At 68.1% G+C, this 15,502-nt stretch carries 16 protein-coding genes; 6 read left to right on the forward strand and 10 right to left on the reverse strand.

The window, feature by feature from the left end:
* Positions 1-22: 22 nt before the first annotated feature.
* The 3 genes from G4H71_RS12240 to G4H71_RS12250 all read right to left on the reverse strand — a co-directional run bounded on the left by G4H71_RS12240 (position 23) and on the right by G4H71_RS12250 (position 2,631).
* Complete coding sequence (locus G4H71_RS12240) at positions 23-892, reverse strand: hypothetical protein (protein ID WP_072737178.1); 870 nt, start codon at positions 890-892, stop codon at positions 23-25.
* A 21-nt stretch (positions 893-913) separates the two neighbouring features.
* The gene (locus tag G4H71_RS12245) at positions 914-1,342 is read right to left on the reverse strand and encodes a hypothetical protein (RefSeq protein WP_072737291.1); all 429 of its coding nucleotides are present in this window, start codon (positions 1,340-1,342) and stop codon (positions 914-916) included.
* 362 nt (positions 1,343-1,704) lie between these two features.
* Positions 1,705-2,631 (reverse strand): DNA-3-methyladenine glycosylase family protein, encoded by a 927-nt coding sequence (locus G4H71_RS12250; RefSeq protein WP_072737177.1) that lies wholly within the window; start codon positions 2,629-2,631, stop codon positions 1,705-1,707.
* Positions 2,632-2,704: 73 nt separating this feature from the next.
* Between G4H71_RS12250 and G4H71_RS12255 the strand changes: the two genes are divergently transcribed.
* From G4H71_RS12255 to G4H71_RS12265, 3 genes are all read left to right on the forward strand, one after another.
* Positions 2,705-3,283, forward strand: a complete 579-nt coding sequence (locus G4H71_RS12255; RefSeq protein WP_072737176.1) for a ribonuclease H family protein — start codon at positions 2,705-2,707, stop codon at positions 3,281-3,283.
* Between the two features lies 1 nt (position 3,284).
* Positions 3,285-4,232 carry an amidohydrolase family protein gene (locus tag G4H71_RS12260; protein WP_072737175.1) on the forward strand — a complete coding sequence of 316 codons (948 nt, stop codon included), beginning with the start codon at positions 3,285-3,287 and terminating at the stop codon, positions 4,230-4,232.
* Positions 4,233-4,603: 371 nt separating this feature from the next.
* Positions 4,604-5,350 (forward strand): LGFP repeat-containing protein, encoded by a 747-nt coding sequence (locus G4H71_RS12265; protein WP_175460994.1) that lies wholly within the window; start codon positions 4,604-4,606, stop codon positions 5,348-5,350.
* 80 nt (positions 5,351-5,430) lie between these two features.
* On the opposite strand, the gene G4H71_RS12270 is transcribed toward G4H71_RS12265, so the two are convergent.
* Both G4H71_RS12270 and G4H71_RS12275 read right to left on the reverse strand, forming a co-directional pair.
* Positions 5,431-6,297 (reverse strand): 3-hydroxyacyl-CoA dehydrogenase, encoded by an 867-nt coding sequence (locus G4H71_RS12270; RefSeq protein ID WP_072737173.1) that lies wholly within the window; start codon positions 6,295-6,297, stop codon positions 5,431-5,433.
* A gap of 124 nt (positions 6,298-6,421) precedes the next feature.
* Positions 6,422-7,393 (reverse strand): AraC family transcriptional regulator, encoded by a 972-nt coding sequence (locus G4H71_RS12275; protein ID WP_072737172.1) that lies wholly within the window; start codon positions 7,391-7,393, stop codon positions 6,422-6,424.
* A 111-nt stretch (positions 7,394-7,504) separates the two neighbouring features.
* Here G4H71_RS12275 and G4H71_RS12280 point away from each other — a divergent pair, with 111 nt between their 5' ends.
* Together G4H71_RS12280 and G4H71_RS12285 are read left to right on the forward strand one after the other, a co-directional pair.
* Positions 7,505-8,371 (forward strand): Rossmann-fold NAD(P)-binding domain-containing protein, encoded by an 867-nt coding sequence (locus G4H71_RS12280; RefSeq protein WP_072737290.1) that lies wholly within the window; start codon positions 7,505-7,507, stop codon positions 8,369-8,371.
* Complete coding sequence (locus G4H71_RS12285) at positions 8,368-8,838, forward strand: anthrone oxygenase family protein (RefSeq protein WP_072737171.1); 471 nt, start codon at positions 8,368-8,370, stop codon at positions 8,836-8,838. Before G4H71_RS12280 ends, G4H71_RS12285 begins: the two co-directional genes overlap by 4 nt.
* Before the next feature lie 127 nt (positions 8,839-8,965).
* On the opposite strand, the gene G4H71_RS12290 is transcribed toward G4H71_RS12285, so the two are convergent.
* Genes G4H71_RS12290 through G4H71_RS12310 form a run of 5 tightly spaced genes read right to left on the reverse strand, consistent with a single transcriptional unit; the run spans position 8,966 to position 14,619 of the window.
* Positions 8,966-11,167 (reverse strand): acyl-CoA dehydrogenase family protein, encoded by a 2,202-nt coding sequence (locus tag G4H71_RS12290; RefSeq protein WP_072737170.1) that lies wholly within the window; start codon positions 11,165-11,167, stop codon positions 8,966-8,968.
* 10 nt (positions 11,168-11,177) lie between these two features.
* A complete protein-coding gene (locus tag G4H71_RS12295; protein WP_072737169.1) occupies positions 11,178-12,047 on the reverse strand; it encodes an SDR family oxidoreductase in 870 nt (289 codons plus the stop codon).
* Positions 12,048-12,102: 55 nt separating this feature from the next.
* Positions 12,103-12,972: a MaoC/PaaZ C-terminal domain-containing protein gene (locus tag G4H71_RS12300; protein WP_072737168.1), complete on the reverse strand. Its 870-nt coding sequence runs from the start codon at positions 12,970-12,972 to the stop codon at positions 12,103-12,105.
* Between the two features lie 3 nt (positions 12,973-12,975).
* Positions 12,976-13,407: a type II toxin-antitoxin system Rv0910 family toxin gene (locus tag G4H71_RS12305; RefSeq protein WP_072737167.1), complete on the reverse strand. Its 432-nt coding sequence runs from the start codon at positions 13,405-13,407 to the stop codon at positions 12,976-12,978.
* 27 nt (positions 13,408-13,434) lie between these two features.
* Positions 13,435-14,619 (reverse strand): lipid-transfer protein, encoded by a 1,185-nt coding sequence (locus tag G4H71_RS12310; protein ID WP_185284893.1) that lies wholly within the window; start codon positions 14,617-14,619, stop codon positions 13,435-13,437.
* Between the two features lie 165 nt (positions 14,620-14,784).
* Here G4H71_RS12310 and G4H71_RS12315 point away from each other — a divergent pair, with 165 nt between their 5' ends.
* Positions 14,785-15,444, forward strand: coding sequence for a TetR/AcrR family transcriptional regulator (locus tag G4H71_RS12315; RefSeq protein ID WP_072737165.1), 660 nt, complete (start codon positions 14,785-14,787; stop codon positions 15,442-15,444).
* The last annotated feature ends 58 nt before the right edge of the window (positions 15,445-15,502 follow it).

Consider the following 15,502-nt stretch of genomic DNA (forward strand, 5'->3'; position numbering starts at 1 on the left):
TCGAGCCGGCCGCCCTCGGCTCTCAACTCCCTGCGCGGTCCCGGAGGGCCTGGAGTGCGGATTCCGCCGCCGACACCGCGGACGTCAGCTCGGTGAGTTCGCGTTGCGCGTCCTCGCGGGAGCTGATCGCGAACTGTCCCTCCTGCTCGGCGTTTTCGAGTCTCCGGCGAAGTTGCTCGATCCGCCCGGTCACCTCCGCCACCTGTTCCTCGGCCGCGGCGAGCCGTGCTCGCGCCGCCTCGGCACGTCGGCGCGCGTCGGTGAGCACCTCCTCCGCGGCAGCGAGACGGTCGGCGTCGACGGGAGCGGTCTCCGGGCTCCGGTCGGTATCGGCGTCGCTGTCCGCGACGGTTACCGGGGCCCCGGAGTTGTCCGCATCCGTGACCGATTCGTCCACATCGGTGACGAGTGAGAGTCCGACCGGGCCGAAGCCGCTGTAGCTGGTCGCCGTCAGGAGACGCCCACTCCTGACGGCGACGGCGACGTCCGGATCGGCCAGCGCGGCACCGAGGGTCTGGGCGACGTCGCGTAGCACCGTCTCGCCGACCCGGTGTCCTCGTTCGGCGGCCAGTTCCGCGGCTCTACCGGTGAGCGCGTGGACCGTTGCCTGCCGTCGGCTCGACAGTTCCCGCAGTTCGGTGGCGGACAGACGCCGCTGTGCGTCCCCCAGCTCCACGCCGAGCTGCAGCAACTCCTGCACCGCGCCCGGCTCGGTACGGGCGAGCAGGTTGACCGTCCACGCCGCGGTGGTCGGCTTCTTCAGTTTCCCGATCGCCGTGGCCAGCGAACGGTCACCGGCGGATCGCGCTTCCTGCACCCATCGCGTGCGGGCGCCGACGAACTCCGAGGGAGGCAGTTCGTACAGTTCGTCCGCCGCGGCGTCGAGGTTCACACCCCGATCCTGCCACCGCTGTCACGGCGTCGACAGGAACTGTTCGACCGCGGGTTGCGCATCCGGATTCCCGTAGCCGATACCCACCACGGCACCGACGACGGTGCCCACCACGTTGCCGATGATGCATCCGGCGATGAAGTTCGGGAAGATCGACACGCACCCGATCGCCATTCCCGCGTACGCACCGATCGCTGCGCCGGCCATGCCGCCGTTGTTCCAACCGATGTCGATCTCGCGGGTCATGTCGTCGAACGACGTCTGTTTCGGATCGTTCTCGGGAAACAGCGCCGTGGCGACCTGACTGTTGCCGTCGTCGGTCGGCGTCATGAGGGGTTGGGTGAGGTCGATCTGTGGAGGCGGAGGGGGCTCGGCGGTGGCAAGGCCCGAGCCCACCAGGGCACACAGGCCGATCATGACCGTTACCGCAACGATTTTGACGCACTTCATCGGATGGATTCCCGTCGCGAATGGAGAGACGAACACGGCGCGTCGCTGTCGGTGGTCGTGCCGACCTACCGGGCTGCGTGGTGCGAATGCCCACGGCGGACCGTGTTCACGTTCGATTGGATTTCGTACAGTGAGTTGTTCGTACAGTTGAGACTTCGTGTCGGGGGATCGTGTCCCTCATCCGATGCTTCTCCACCGCGGTGACGGCGCGGAGGCTTTTCGCCGAATCGCGACGGGTTTTTCGATGGCGCCTCCGAGAGTGCCCGTCGACGAAGACTTTTCGACACCCCGTGCCTGTGACCGTTGTGGCTCCAGGGGATTCAGTGCCGGTTGTGATCGGAGATGTGATTTGTGATCGGAGATCAGTGCCACCGATGGTCCGTCACCGGCGTCCGCGGACCGAACTTCGGTTTCACCGCGCGGCCGCTGAGCATCAGCAGCCGGACCGCTCGGTAGCGGTGCGGCCGCATCGGCTCGAGATACGCGACCATCTCCTCGTCGTCCATCGGTCGGCCGGTGAGGGACCATCCCACGATCGCCGCGAGGTTGTAGTCGCCGACGGACAGCGCATCGGCGTCGCCGAGCGCGCGCTGCGCGACCTCGGCGGCGGTCCACACTCCGATGCCGGAGACGGACCTGAGCCGACGAGCCGCCTCGTCGGGCGGGACGTCCACGAGGCGCTCGAGGCTGTCGGCCACTCCCGCGCACCGCACGATCGTCCGCGAGCGCGCGGGATCGACATTTGCCCGGTGGAACTCCCACGACGGGATGCGTCGCCAGGTCTCGGCGGCAGGCGATACCCGCATACCCTGCGGTGCCGGTCCGGGTGCGACCTCCCCGAACCGGGTGACCAGCCTGCGCCAGGACGCGTACGCAGCCACGCTGTGCACCCGCTGTTCGAGTACCGCCGGTACCAGCGCCTCGAGAACACGGTTCGTTCGGCCGATCCGCAGATCGGGGTGCCGGCGGTGCGCCTCGGCCAGGACGGGATGGGAGGGCGCGAATGCAGTGGCGTCGTCGTGGATGCCGAGCAACGCCGGCACCGCGTCGACCAGGTCCGGGGCACCCGGGCCCCACGCGTCGCACCGAGCCGTCCGGGCATCGACCTGGGTGATCCGGAATGTCACCGGCCCGCTCGGCTGCCGCGAGGTGCGCCAGATCGACCCGTCCGCGGCGGCATGGAAACACGGGTCGTACGGACCGCGACGGGCAGGGGCCAACGCGAGCGCGGCATCGAACGGGCGCCGAGCAGTCACCGTGGTGGCGATCCTGTCGAGCGTTGCGGTCATCGGTCTCAGCCTATCGGCGCGTCGGGCCGACAGGCGCGCGGGCTGTCGGCGAACGGACGTATCGTCTCGGGACATGATCATCGTGAGCACCGACGGATCGTGTCTGCGCAACCCCGGCGGGGCCATCGGTTGGGCGTGGGTCGATCACGAAGGGCCCAGCGCATCGGGTGGGGCCGAGTCCGGAACCAACCAGATCGCCGAGCTCATGGCGCTGCTCGAAGCGATTCGCGCCCACCCCGGCGACGCGCCCCTGCTCATCGAGTCGGATTCGCAGTACGCGATCAAATGCGCGTCCGACTGGCTCCCCGGCTGGCGGCGGAAGGGCTGGAAGACGTCGTCCGGTGCCCCGGTCAAGAACCTCGAGCTCGTGCGGAGCATCGACGAGGCCATCACCCGACGCTCCGGCCCGGTCCGTTTCCGCTGGGTACGCGGTCACGTCGGCAACCACTACAACGAGATCGCCGATACCCTCGCCGGTGCGGCGGCCCGGGCGATCGCCGACGGAAAACCGCCCGCAGAGGTCGCGACGGCCCCGGCAGCCGCGACGCGTCCACCACTCGAGCGCCCCGCCGACGAGCCGCCGCAGGAGTCCCCGCGAGCGGCCCCGCAGACCCCGGTGACCGCGGCGGAAGACGCCCTGACACTCTTCTGACATGGATCGAACGGTGACGCACGACAGCGCTGAGACAGAGGACGATCGCGAGGTCGAGGAGGTCCGCCGGTTCGTCGCGGCGCTCGGCCTACCGGGAATCGTCGACGTCCACACCCACTTCATGCCGTCCAACGTGATGGACAAGGTGTGGCGCTATTTCGATTCCGCCGGCCCGCTCACCGGACGGCCCTGGCCGATCACCTATCGCCACGACGAGGACGAACGCGTCGCCCGGTTGCGGGCGTTCGGTGTGCGGGCCTTCACCTCGATGATCTACCCGCACAAGCCCGCGATGGCAGCCTGGCTCAACGGCTGGGCCCGGGACTTCGCTCTCCGCACGCCGGACTGCGTCCGGACCGCGACCTTCTTCCCGGAACCGGGGGCCGCCGACTACGTGCGCGATGCCGTCGACTCGGGCGTCGGAATCTTCAAGAGTCACATACAGGTGGGCGACTATTCGCCCGACGACCCGCTGCTCGAGGGTGTCTGGGGCACGATCGACGACGCCGGCCTTCCGGTGGTGATCCACTGTGGGTCGGGGCCGGCGCCCGGGCGATTCACCGGACCCGGACCCATCGCCGGGCTCCTGGCGCGCTTTCCGCGCCTGCCTCTCGTGATCGCACACATGGGGATGCCCGAGTACGGGGAGTTCCTCGACCTGGCGACGCGGTATCCGAACGTGCACCTCGACACGACGATGGCCTTCACCGATTTCTCCGAGGAAGTGGCGCCGTTCCCCACCTCACGCCTCCCGCAACTGGTGGAGCTCCGCGACCGGATCCTCTTCGGCAGTGACTTCCCGAACATCCCCTACCGGTACCTGCACGCCCTGGAAGGGCTGACCCGGTTCGACCTCGGCGACGACTGGCTTCGTGCCGTCGTCCACGACAACGGGGCACGATTGTTCCCCGGCACGGCCGGTGGCCCGCTCCCTGCCGTGGACGGGTGACGTCCCCGCTGGTCGTGGAGTTTCTCGACGTACCAAGATGATTCGTCGCAACTGTCGATTCGGACGAGTCGGGAGAATCCCGTAACAGATCGTGGTCGATGGGGCGATACCCCGGACAGAGGAATCACAACCGAAGAGCAACACAGCGGTGGCGGTGCCGGAATCTGGCCCGCTGCACTCGGTAGATGCGATGCGGGGGTTGCACTTTCAACCATCATCGACCTCGAAGGGATTCTCCCATGCTGTCACGACATGATCTTCTCGGTATCGAATCACCCTGCACCGAAAAGGGTTCCATCTCGTCGTCTCGGAGCGGTGGCCGAAAGCTGAGGGCGCTGACCGTCGGCGTTGCTGCCGCATCATTGGTGATATTGCCCGCCGGTACGGCATTCGCCCAGCCCGACGGGTCGGACTCGGGCGGGAGTGCCCAGCCCAGCGAGACGATGCCGCCACGGCCGGACTCCGACGGGCCCAACGCGAATGCGCCGCAATCGCGGAAGCAGGCCGAGAACGACCCCGGCGCGGCGGCTCTGCCCGGATGTGCGGACTACTGGAATCCCCAGCTCGACAGCTGGTTCATGGTGTGCGGACGCATTCTCGACAAGTACAACGAATTGGGCGGAGTCGACGGGCCTCTCGGTCTCCCGACATCCGACGAGCTGACCAATCCCGATGGCGTGGGCAAACGTACCTCGTTCACCAACGACTCCTCGATCTACTGGTCGCCGGCGTCCGACGCCCACCAGATCGGGGGCGCGATCGGTGCGGAGTGGGCCCGGAAGGGCTGGGAGACCGGTGCCCACGGGTATCCCGTCAGCGACGAACTGAACGCGCAGGACGGTACCGGCAGGTACAACACGTTCCAGGGAAACTCGGATATCTACTGGCACCCGAACACGGGCACGAGCGCCTTCGCCGTGTGGGGTGAGATCCGCCAGGCGTGGCTCGAGAGTGGGGCGGAGGCGGGGCGCTTCGGCTTCCCGGTGAGCAACGAGTTCGAGATCGAGGGCGGCTGGGCCCAGCACTTCCAGAACGGAACCCTCGAGTGGCGTCCCGGTGGCCCTGCCGTTCCGTCCGGTGAGCTTCCCTCGCTGTTCCCGAGCGGGTCGGCCAACTGATCGGATACCGATCGGGAGCCGAGACGACGAGCGGCTGGGGCACATCCATCATGGTGTGCCCCAGCCGTTTCGACGTCCGATCAGGTGGCGTCCCGCGGGTACTTGTAGAACCCCTCGCCGGTGGCGACGCCGAGCTTGCCCTCGTCGATGTAGTTCTCCTTCAGGTACCTCGCGAACTCCTGTTGCTTGGGACCGCCCGCCGACGAGATGTTGTAGGCGGTGGTGAGCCCGACGACGTCGTAGATCTCGAACGGTCCGTGCGGAGCCCCGGTGGCGATCTTCCATGTCTTGTCGATCATCTCGGGTTCGGCGATCCCGTCTGCCACCAATTCTCCTGCCGCGCCCAGGAAGGGTACGAGCAGCGAATTGAGGAGGTACCCCGCCTTCTCCTTCTTGATCTCGATCGGGACCATCCCGATGGCGGACGCGAAGTCCGCCACCTCCTGGTACACCTTCGGATCGGTCTTCTCGGTGCCCATCACCTCGGCGGTGTTGTGGATCCAGACCTGGTTGGCGAAATGCAGCGCGAGGAATTTCTCGGGGCGTCCGGTGAACTCCATCAGGCTGCTCGGCAGCAGTGTGGACGAGTTGGTGGCGAAGATCGTCTTCGGTGGAGCCACCTCACCGAGACGGGTGTACGTGTCCTTCTTGATGTCGAAGTTCTCCGGGATCGCCTCGATCACCAGGTCGGCATCCTTCACGGCTTCCGCGAGATCCGACGAGTAGCTGACCCTGGCCAGCGCCTCGTCGGCCTTGCCGTCGGCCGCGCCGTCGACTTGCTCGACATAGGTTCGGGCCAACCCGGTGAATCGCTGTCTCGCCTCGTCCAGGACCGTGGCATCGATGTCGAAGGCGACGACGTCGAAGCCGCTGTAGGCGGTCTGGTAGGCGATCTGCGATCCCAGTACGCCGGTGCCGAGCACCGTGACGTTCTTCCATTCGGACATGTGCGCTTCCTTCGTGTTCGCGTCGAGGACTCCCCTGCGAGCCCTCGACTCCACCCTGCCCGATCCGGGTGGGGCGTGGTGCGGTGTCGCGGCGAAAGTAAGCAACGAGACAGTCCTGCCGGCGTCAGTGCGCCCTGCTCTCCCTGGTGTCGCCGATCACCGTCGGTGAGCGGCGACGGAACTCCCGAGGGCTGACGCCGTACCGTTTCTTGAAGGCGGCACTGAGCGCGAACGGGCTGCCGTAGCCGACGCGATCGGCAACGGTTGCCAGAGTGAGGGTTTCGTCGGCCAGTAGGTCGCCGGCCACCGTCAGTCGCCATCGCGACAGGTAGGCGATGGGCGACATGCCCACCGCGGCGGAGAAGCGCGCGGCGAGGCTGGTGCGGGACACCAGCGCCCGGTCGGCGAGGCTCGCGACGGTCCACGGGTGCTCGGGATGGTCGTGAATGGCATCGAGCGCGGCCCCCACCGCGGTGTCGCCGCCGCCGTGGACCCATCCCGGCAGTGCGGCGCCCCGCTCGCCGATCCATGCGCGCAGTGCCGTGATCAGCACGATGTCGACGAGACGGTCCAGAACGACGCCCTGTGCATACCCGTCGCCGTCGAGTTCGCGGGCGAGCCAGGCGAGCAGATCCGGATCGACGGTTCCCGCGGGGAGGTGGACGCAGGGAGGGAGGAGATCCGTCACGAGCCGGCCCACCTCTCCGATGTCCTCGTAGCTTGCGATGATCAGGCTGTCCGGACCGTCCGGCGCGTTTCCCCAGGTACGCAGGCCCCGGGCCATGCTCTGGTGGAGTGAGGTGCCCTCGGGAGTGGTGCACAACTGTCCGGGATGGATGACGGCCGACGGCTCGGGCGTCGGGTCCGGGCTCTGCACCGAATACGGCTCGGGGCCGCGAACGAGTGCCACGTCGCCCGGCTCGAGATCCCACTGACGGTCGGCGGCGTGCAACTGCGTGGCCCCGGCCGAGGCGACGAGCACCGTGAGTGCAGCCCCGTCCTGCACGCGTACCCACCACGGCGGTCGCATGACGGACCGGAGCGTGAACGCACCCCGTGCCCGGGGGTGCTCGAGAAGTCGGCCGATCGGATCCACGGGTGCCAGCGTAGCTCGGACGATGAAACATGTATTACGGATTCAAGACTATTCATCGTCCAGGTTCCGCCGGGTGTACTCGAAGACATGAACGAAGACATGAACGAAGACATGAACACAGGTACCGCATCCACCGACACCTACCTCGTCACCGGCGGCACCGGCCGTACCGGGCACCGCGTCGTCACCCGACTCCGGGAACGGGGCCTGCCGGTGCGGGTCGCCTCCCGCCGCGGGATCCCGCCCTTCGACTGGCACGACTCCGGTACGTGGCCCGCCGCACTCGAGGGGACGACCGTCGTGTACCTCTGCGTCTCGCCGGACCTGGCGCTCCCCGGGGTCGACGACATCGTCGCCGAATTCACCCGTGTCGCTGTGGAATCGGGTGTCCGAAGGCTGGTGTTGCTGTCCGGCCGCGGCGAGGACGGCGCGCGGGCCTGCGAGGACCTGGTGCGCGCGAGCGGGATCGACGGCGTCGTGGTGCGCAGCTCGTGGTTCGCCCAGAACTTCAGTGAGCACTTCCTGCTCGGACAGGTGCTGCGCGGGCGGGTGGCACTTCCCGTCGACGGTGTACGTGAGCCGTTCGTCGATCTCGACGATGTCGCGGACGTGGCCGTGCGGGCGCTGACGGACCCGGCGCTCACCGGCCGCGTCCTCGAGGTGACCGGGCCCGACGCGATCGGTTTCGCCCGGGCGGCGGAGTTGCTGTCCCTCGCGATCGGGAGACCGGTCGACTTCGAGACCGTGACGTCGGCGGAGTTCGTCGCCGACCTGACGGGTGAGGGTGTGCCCGCCGAGGATGCCGAGGGACTGGCCTGGCTGTTCGCCGAGGTTCTCGACGGGCGCAACGAGGCGGTGACCGATACCGTCGAGGAGGTGCTGGGCCGCGCACCGAGGACCTTCGCCGACTACGCGAGCCGGGCGGCGGCCGCCGGCGCCTGGCGCCTGACCGACCGAGAAGGCGAGGTGGCGCGATGAGTGGGACGACCCTGCTGACCGTCACCGCGACCGTCGCGACCGGGGTGACCGCAGGCGTCTACGGGGCGTTCTCGATCATGGTCGTGCCCGCGCTCCACAGGCGGCCGCCAGGCGAGGCGCTCGGGGTGATGCAGGCGGTGAACACGGCTGCTCTGAAACCACCGTTCATGGTCCTCTTCTTCGGTGCCGCGCTGTCGGCCGCGGCAGTGGTCGCCGTCGAGCTCTTCACGACCCGCGAGGTCGATGCCTGGCGCCTGGGCGGCGCGCTCCTGTCTCTCGGGAGCTTCGTCGTCACCGCGGCCTACAACGTGCCCCTCAACCGGACGATGGCGGAACTCGACCCGGCGGTTCCCTCCGACCGGGCCCGGTGGCCGTCCCTGATCGGCCGGTGGGCCGCGGGCAACCATGTGCGGTTCCTCCTCTCGACCGCGGGGCTGGCGGCCTTCGTGATCGCCGGGAGCCCTTGACCTCGAGTCGAGTTCGGGTTCCAACGCCGGGCCCGCCGACTCGCGCCGGAAATCCGCGCCGCGCCCCCGAAGATTCGAGAGCGCGGCGCGGGAGACATCCGCAGATCATTGCGATCGCGGGCGGTGCTCAGACGTCCCGAGGCAACCCGAGCATCCGCTCACCGATCACGTTGAGCTGAACTTCCGTGGTGCCGCCGTAGATCGTCGTCGCCCGGCCTGCGATGAGCTGTTCCATCGCCTTGTCGCTGGGTTCGCCGGGGACGGCGACGGTGCCCGCCGCGCCGAGTTCCTCGACGACGAACTCGGCGATGGACTGGCCCAGCCCCATACCGAGCAGCTTGCCGACACTCGACGTTGTTCCGATGTCCGTGCCGGACAGCTGGCCGAGCACCACCCGGGCACCGATCAGGTCGATCGCCTGGCTCTCGGCGATCAACTCGCCCAGCCGGAATCGGCCGACCGGTCCCAGTGGACGGTCGCGAACGAACCGGAGGAGGTCCTTGTCCGTCGCGTAGGCCTCCATCTTCTGGCTGAGCGCCACTCGTTCACCGGCCAGGGTGGTACGTGCGACGTTCCAGCCGTCGTTCACCTCTCCGACGACGTTCTCGTCGGGAACGAACACGTCGTCCAGGAACACCTCGTTGAACAGTGCAGAACCGGTCATCTCCCGCAGCGGCCGTACCGTGATTCCCGGTGACGACATGTCCAGCACGAAATAGGTGATGCCCTCGTGCTTGGGTCGCGACGGGTCGGTTCGGGCGAGAAGCATCGCCCAGTCCGAGAATTGGGCGACCGTCGTCCAGATCTTCTGTCCCGTGATCTTCCAGCCGCCGTCGACCTTCTCGGCACGGGTGGTCAACGACGCCAGGTCGGACCCGGCGCCCGGTTCGCTGAACAGCTGGCACCACACCAGGTCCCCACGGAGGGTGGGCAGTGCGAGTTCCTGCTTCTGTTGCTCGGTGCCGTGCGCGACGACGGCCTGCACGGCCCATCCACCCATGAGTAGCTGGGGCATGGCGATCCCGGCGGCCTTGGTCTCCTGGGAGATGACGATCTGCTCGAGTGGGGACGCGCTGCGGCCGTAGGGCTTCGGGAGGTGCGGTTGCACCCAGCCGCCGTCGCCGAGAGCGATCAGCTGATCGTCCTCGTCCATCCGGGCGATCGGCTCGAGGGCCGCGCGAACAACCGCCCGAACGGGCTCGGCGTCGTCGGGAAGTTCGATCTCGGTGGGGCGGGTGACGCCCGCCAGGGCGCGCTCGGCGACGCGTTCCGCGCGCGCTTCCCGGGTTCCGAGCACTCCTCGAATGGACAGCGCCCTGCGGTAGTACAGGTGTGCATCGTGTTCCCATGTGAAGCCGATACCGCCGTGGACCTGAATGCAGTCCTGGGCGACGCCCACCGCCAGATCGGGTACGAGCACCGCGGCGATCTCCGCGGCGTAGTCGGCCGTGTCGTCCCGGGCGTCCAGTGCGCTCGCGGCATCCCAGATCACCGCACGGGCCTGTTCCAGCGCGATACCCATTCCGGCGCACTTGTGCTTCACGCCCTGGAACTGCCCGATCGGCCGGCCGAACTGCACTCGGGTACCGGCATATTCGGCTGCCGACTGGACACACCACGAGAGGACACCGACGGCCTCGGCGCCGAGGACGACAGTGGTGATCGAGCGGGCCCGAGTCTCGTCGAGTCCGTCGAGGAGCCGTCCGCTCTCCGCCACCACCGCGTCGGCGCTCACGCGTGCCGAGCGTCGCAGCAGGTCGAGACTGTCCTGTGGCGTGATCGTGACCGACTCCGCGTCGAGCGCGATCCATCGCCGCGCCCCATCCACCGTGACGGGCACGAGGAGCAGGTCCGCGAGAGCGGCTCCGAGAACGGCGTCGGCGCTGCCGCTGACCCGATATCCGTCCTCGAGGACCTCCGCGTCGAAGTCACCGTCGAGAGCCACAGCGGCGGTGCGGCTTCCGTCCATCAGGCCGGGGAGTTCGGTCACGCCGAACTTGGAGTCGGATTCGGCGATCAGTGCAGCCACCAATGCCGTGGGTACGAACGGCCCGGGCGCCGCGGCCCTCCCGAGCGCTTCGAGAGCGACCGCGAGAGTCAGCAGCCCCGCGCCCTGACCGCCCTTGTCCTCGGGCACCGCCAGGCCCAGCAGATCCTGCGCGGACAGCGCGGCCCAGAAGGCGGGCCGCGGCTCCTCGTCCGCCAGCTCCAGTGCGTGCCTGCGGGATTCCGTGGTGAGGGTCCGCTCGACGAATCCGTGGACCGAATCGGCCAGGGCCGTGTGCTCGTCGGTCAGACCGAGCCCGAGTGCGTACGTAGTGCGTGCCACGATGATCCTCTCAGGACAGTTGCTTCGCGAGATCGGCGACGGTCCAGGGGCCGTCGCTCTCGATGGTGTTCACGTCGTGCCAGCCGGCGAGCTCGGAGACGGCACCGCCCTGCACCGCATAGACCTTCCCGGTCAGTGTGCAGTCCGCACCCGCCAGGAACGCCACCAGCGGAGAGATGTTGGCCGGGCTGAAGGCGTCGAACTCTCCCTCGGGAACCTCCTGCGCGAACAGCGCTCCCATCCCCGGCGTGGCGAGCGTGAGCCGGGTGCGCGCGATCGGGGCGATGGCGTTGACCCGGACGCCGTAGCGGTCCAGTTCGTCCGCGGCGACCAGCGTCAGCGCGGCGATCCCGGCCTTCGCCGCACCGTAGTTGGCCTGTCCGGCGTTCGGCATGAAGGTGCCGGACGCCGATGCGGTGTTGATCACCGCCGCGTTGACCTTCTCCCCGGCCTTGCTGCGTCCCTTCCAGTAGGCAGCGGCGTGGTGCAACATCGCCGCGTGTCCCTTGAGGTGGACGCCGATCACGGCATCCCACTGGGTCTCCGTCATGCCGGCGATGAAGGCGTCCCGCAGGATTCCGGCATTGTTCACCAGGATGTCGAGGTTGCCGAAGGTGTCGACCGCGCGGCGCACCAGCGCCTCGGCGTCCTCCCAGGACTGCACACTGCCGGTGTCGGCCACGGCGTGCCCGCCTGCCGCGACGATCTCGTCGACGACCTGCTGGGCCGGGCCGGCATCGGTCCCCGTTCCGTCGTTCGCGCCGCCGAGGTCGTTCACGACGACCTTCGCTCCTTCGCGAGCGAACAGGAGTGCGTGCTCGCGTCCGATACCGCGACCGGCGCCGGTGACGATGGCGACTCGTCCGTCCAAAGTACCCATGAATGTCCTCCGTGAGGGTGAATCGTGTGGTGGTCGGTTCTCGCGGTCGGCCTGGTCAGTGATCGTCGAGGACGACGAGCCCGTCCTTGACGACGAGGTCCTCGCCGACCGCGCTCTCGTATACGTATGACGTGGTGGCGGAATCGACCGTCGCCGCCCGCCGGAAGGTCGTCTCCACATCCTGGCCGGGGAGGACGGGCTTGGCGAAACGCACCGCCAGACGGCGCAGGCGCTCCACCCGGGAGTCGCCGAACTCCGTCAGGGCCGCCCAGGAGGTGAACGCCATCGTGCACAGTCCGTGATTGATGATGCCGGGAAGGCCGGACATGCGGGCGATCTCGTCGTCGAGGTGGATCGGCATCGGGTCGCCGGAGGCGGGTGAGTACCGGAACGTCTGGTCCTCGTCGACGTGCTGGGTCACCACGGCGGCCGGAGCGGCCGACCGTAGCGACTCGTCGAACCGGTGCTCGGGAGCGCCCTCGCCCGACCCCGGCCCGGCGTCCACCTTGCGGAAGAAGGCCGTCATCCATTGTTCGTTGACGAGTTCTCCGGCGTCGGTGCGGGTCTCGGCGTACACGACGACGGTGGAGCCGTTCTCGCGGCCCGCGTATCCCACGGGCTTCGCACGTGCCACGAGCCTGTCCCCGGGGAGGATCGGCCGGTGGAACACGAAGTCCTGTTCGCCGTGAACCAGCTTCATCAGGAGTTCGACCGGAGCCACCGACAGGGCCGCCGGTGCCATGGACGTGAAGACCGGGACCACGGCGAAGACCGGGGGAGCGACCTCGCCACGCAGATGCCGTTCGATCGGATCATTGGTGGCCGCGGCATATTCGGCGATCCGGTCGCCGGTGACCTCGAAGGTCTCCGGATCGGTCCATTCCCCGAGCCCCGCGGTGTCGAAGACGACGGTGGGGGTGCTCACGGCTCAGCCGACCAGTTCGGCGAACTTCGCCAGCGAGTTCTCGAGGTCGGACTTTGCGTTCTTGGCGACGGCCTTGCCGATCGGGCCGACGATCATCGTGCCGGTGAAGCTGGCGTCGAAGTGCGCCGTCGACCCGGAGCCGTCGGGCTCGACCCGCAGCACGAACTCGACGGTGACACCGGCCATGCCGGTACCGGTGATCCGCACCATCTCCGGCACGGTCACCTCCGCGATTGTCCATTCGATCTTGTTGGCCATGCCCATGACCGAGACGACCTCGGTGAACCGGGTGCCGAGCACGAGTTCGGAGGGGATGTCGCTCTTCCACGACTGGTGGATCGTCAGCCACTCTTCCCAGCGGGCGAGGTCGGCCAGTGCGTCCCAGGCCTTCTCGGGTGCGATGGGCAGGGGTGCGGAGACGGAGACGGAAGCCATGTCGATGCCTTTCGGTGTGGTGGTACGTCAGAGTGCGCGGTAGGCCGTGACGACGACGGCGCCGCCGAGGCCGATGTTGTGCTGGAGGGCGGTGCGGGCGCCGGAGACCTGCCGGTCGTCGGCCGCTCCGCGGAGCTGCCAGGTGAGCTCGCTGCACTGGGCGAGGCCCGTGGCGCCGAGCGGATGGCCTTTGGAGATCAGGCCGCCGGACGGGTTGACGACCCAGCGGCCGCCGTAGGTGGTGTCCCCGGCGTCGATGAGCTTGCCGCTCTCTCCCTCGCCGCACAGCCCGAGTGCCTCGTAGGTGAGCAACTCGTTCGTCGAGAAGCAGTCGTGCAGCTCGATCACGTCGACGTCGTCGGGACCGACACCTGCCTGCTCGTAGACCTTTCGCGCGGCGGTGCGGGTCATGTCCGCGCCGACGAGGCTGATCGCACTGCGATCGTCGAACGTGGAGGGGAGGTCGGTGACCATCGACTGTCCGGTGATCTCGACGGCCCGATCGTCGAGACCGTGCTTCTCCACGAATGCCTCGCTCGCGACGATCACCGCGCCGGAGCCGTCGGAGGTGGGCGAGCACTGGAGCTTCGTGAGCGGGCCGTGGATGGGGCGCGAGGCCAGGATCTCGTCCAGGGTGTACTCGTCCTGGAACTGCGCGTAGGGGTTGTTCTTCGAGTGGGCGTGGTTCTTCACCGCAACCTTCGCGAACTGTTCGGCGGTGGTGCCGAAGCGTTCCATGTGCTCGACTCCGGCAGCGCCGAACATGTACGGCGCCGGTGGCATGGCGAACTCCTGGAGCTCGGCGAGGGCCAGCAGATGGCGCATGAGCGGCTGCTCGCGGTCGTCGTAGGTCGACCCGAGCGAGCCCTTCTGCATCTTCTCGAAGCCGAGTGCCAGTGCGCTGTCCACCTGTCCGCTGCGCACCGCCTGGGTGGCGAGGAACAACGCCGTGGATCCGGTGGAGCAGTTGTTGTTGACGTTGACCACGGGGATACCGGTGAGACCGAGTTCGTACACGGCGCGCTGGCCGGACGTCGACTCTCCGTACACGTAGCCGACGTACGCCTGGCCGACCTGGCTGTAGTCGATCCCGGCGTCCTCGAGGGCCTTGGTCCCGGCCTCCCGTGCCATGTCGGGGTAGTCCCATTCGCGGGCCCCCGGCTTCTCGAACTTGGTCATGCCGACGCCGACCACGAAGACTCTGTTGCTCATTTCAGCTCCCAGGAACCAGACATGATGAAAAATGTGTGTAACACCCTGTCCCAGAAAAGTAGGTGAGACAGGGTGTCCAAGTCAATCCCTCGGGGCGTATCGTGTGGCGGATGCTGGACGAACTCGGTTCGACACCGACGTGGCGGAGAACGCGGGGGCACCACCTTGGCCGTTGACGGGCGCGCCACGAGATGGCAGGACCACAAGGCGGAGAGACGAACCCGCATCCTCGACGCTGCCATGGGAGCGATCGAGACAGAAGGGCCGGACGTGGGGGTCGCGACGGTCGCGGATCGTGCCGGCGTGCCCCGCTCGGTCGTGTACCGGATCTTCGCCGATCGCGGCGACCTCGACGAACAGCTGCGGGTGCGCATCATCGAGCGGCTGATGGAGCAACTCAGCCCCACCCTGACCCCGCAGGGCACGATTCAGGAGGCGATCGCCCGGGCGGTCTCGGCGTACATGCGGTGGATCGTGGAGCATCCACGGCTGCACCAGTTCCTGGGAACCGGTTCCCCGTCGCGGCGTACCACGGGGTCGCGGGTGGTCACGGGCACGAAGACGGCGATCGCGTTGCACCTGACCGGTCTCCTGGAGGAGGTGCTCGTTCATCTCGGCGGGGACGGCGACGCCGCGGAACCCCTGGCGTTCGGCATCATCGGGCTGGTGGACGTGAGTGTCAACCGGTGGATCACGCACCCCACCGTGGACAGCCCCGAACTCTCCGCGTTCCTCGAGGTGTCGATCTGGCAGGTGCTCTACGCGAACCTGCGGCGGATGGGGATCGACCTCGACCCCGCCACGCCGATCTCCGATCTGCGCTGACGGGGCTGCCGGACACCGGACCGCTCGACACACGACTGCTCCACACACGACGAGGGCC

The sequence above is a fragment of the Rhodococcus triatomae genome, assembly GCF_014217785.1.
In the GTDB taxonomy this organism is placed as follows: Bacteria; Actinomycetota; Actinomycetes; order Mycobacteriales; family Mycobacteriaceae; genus Rhodococcus_F; species Rhodococcus_F triatomae.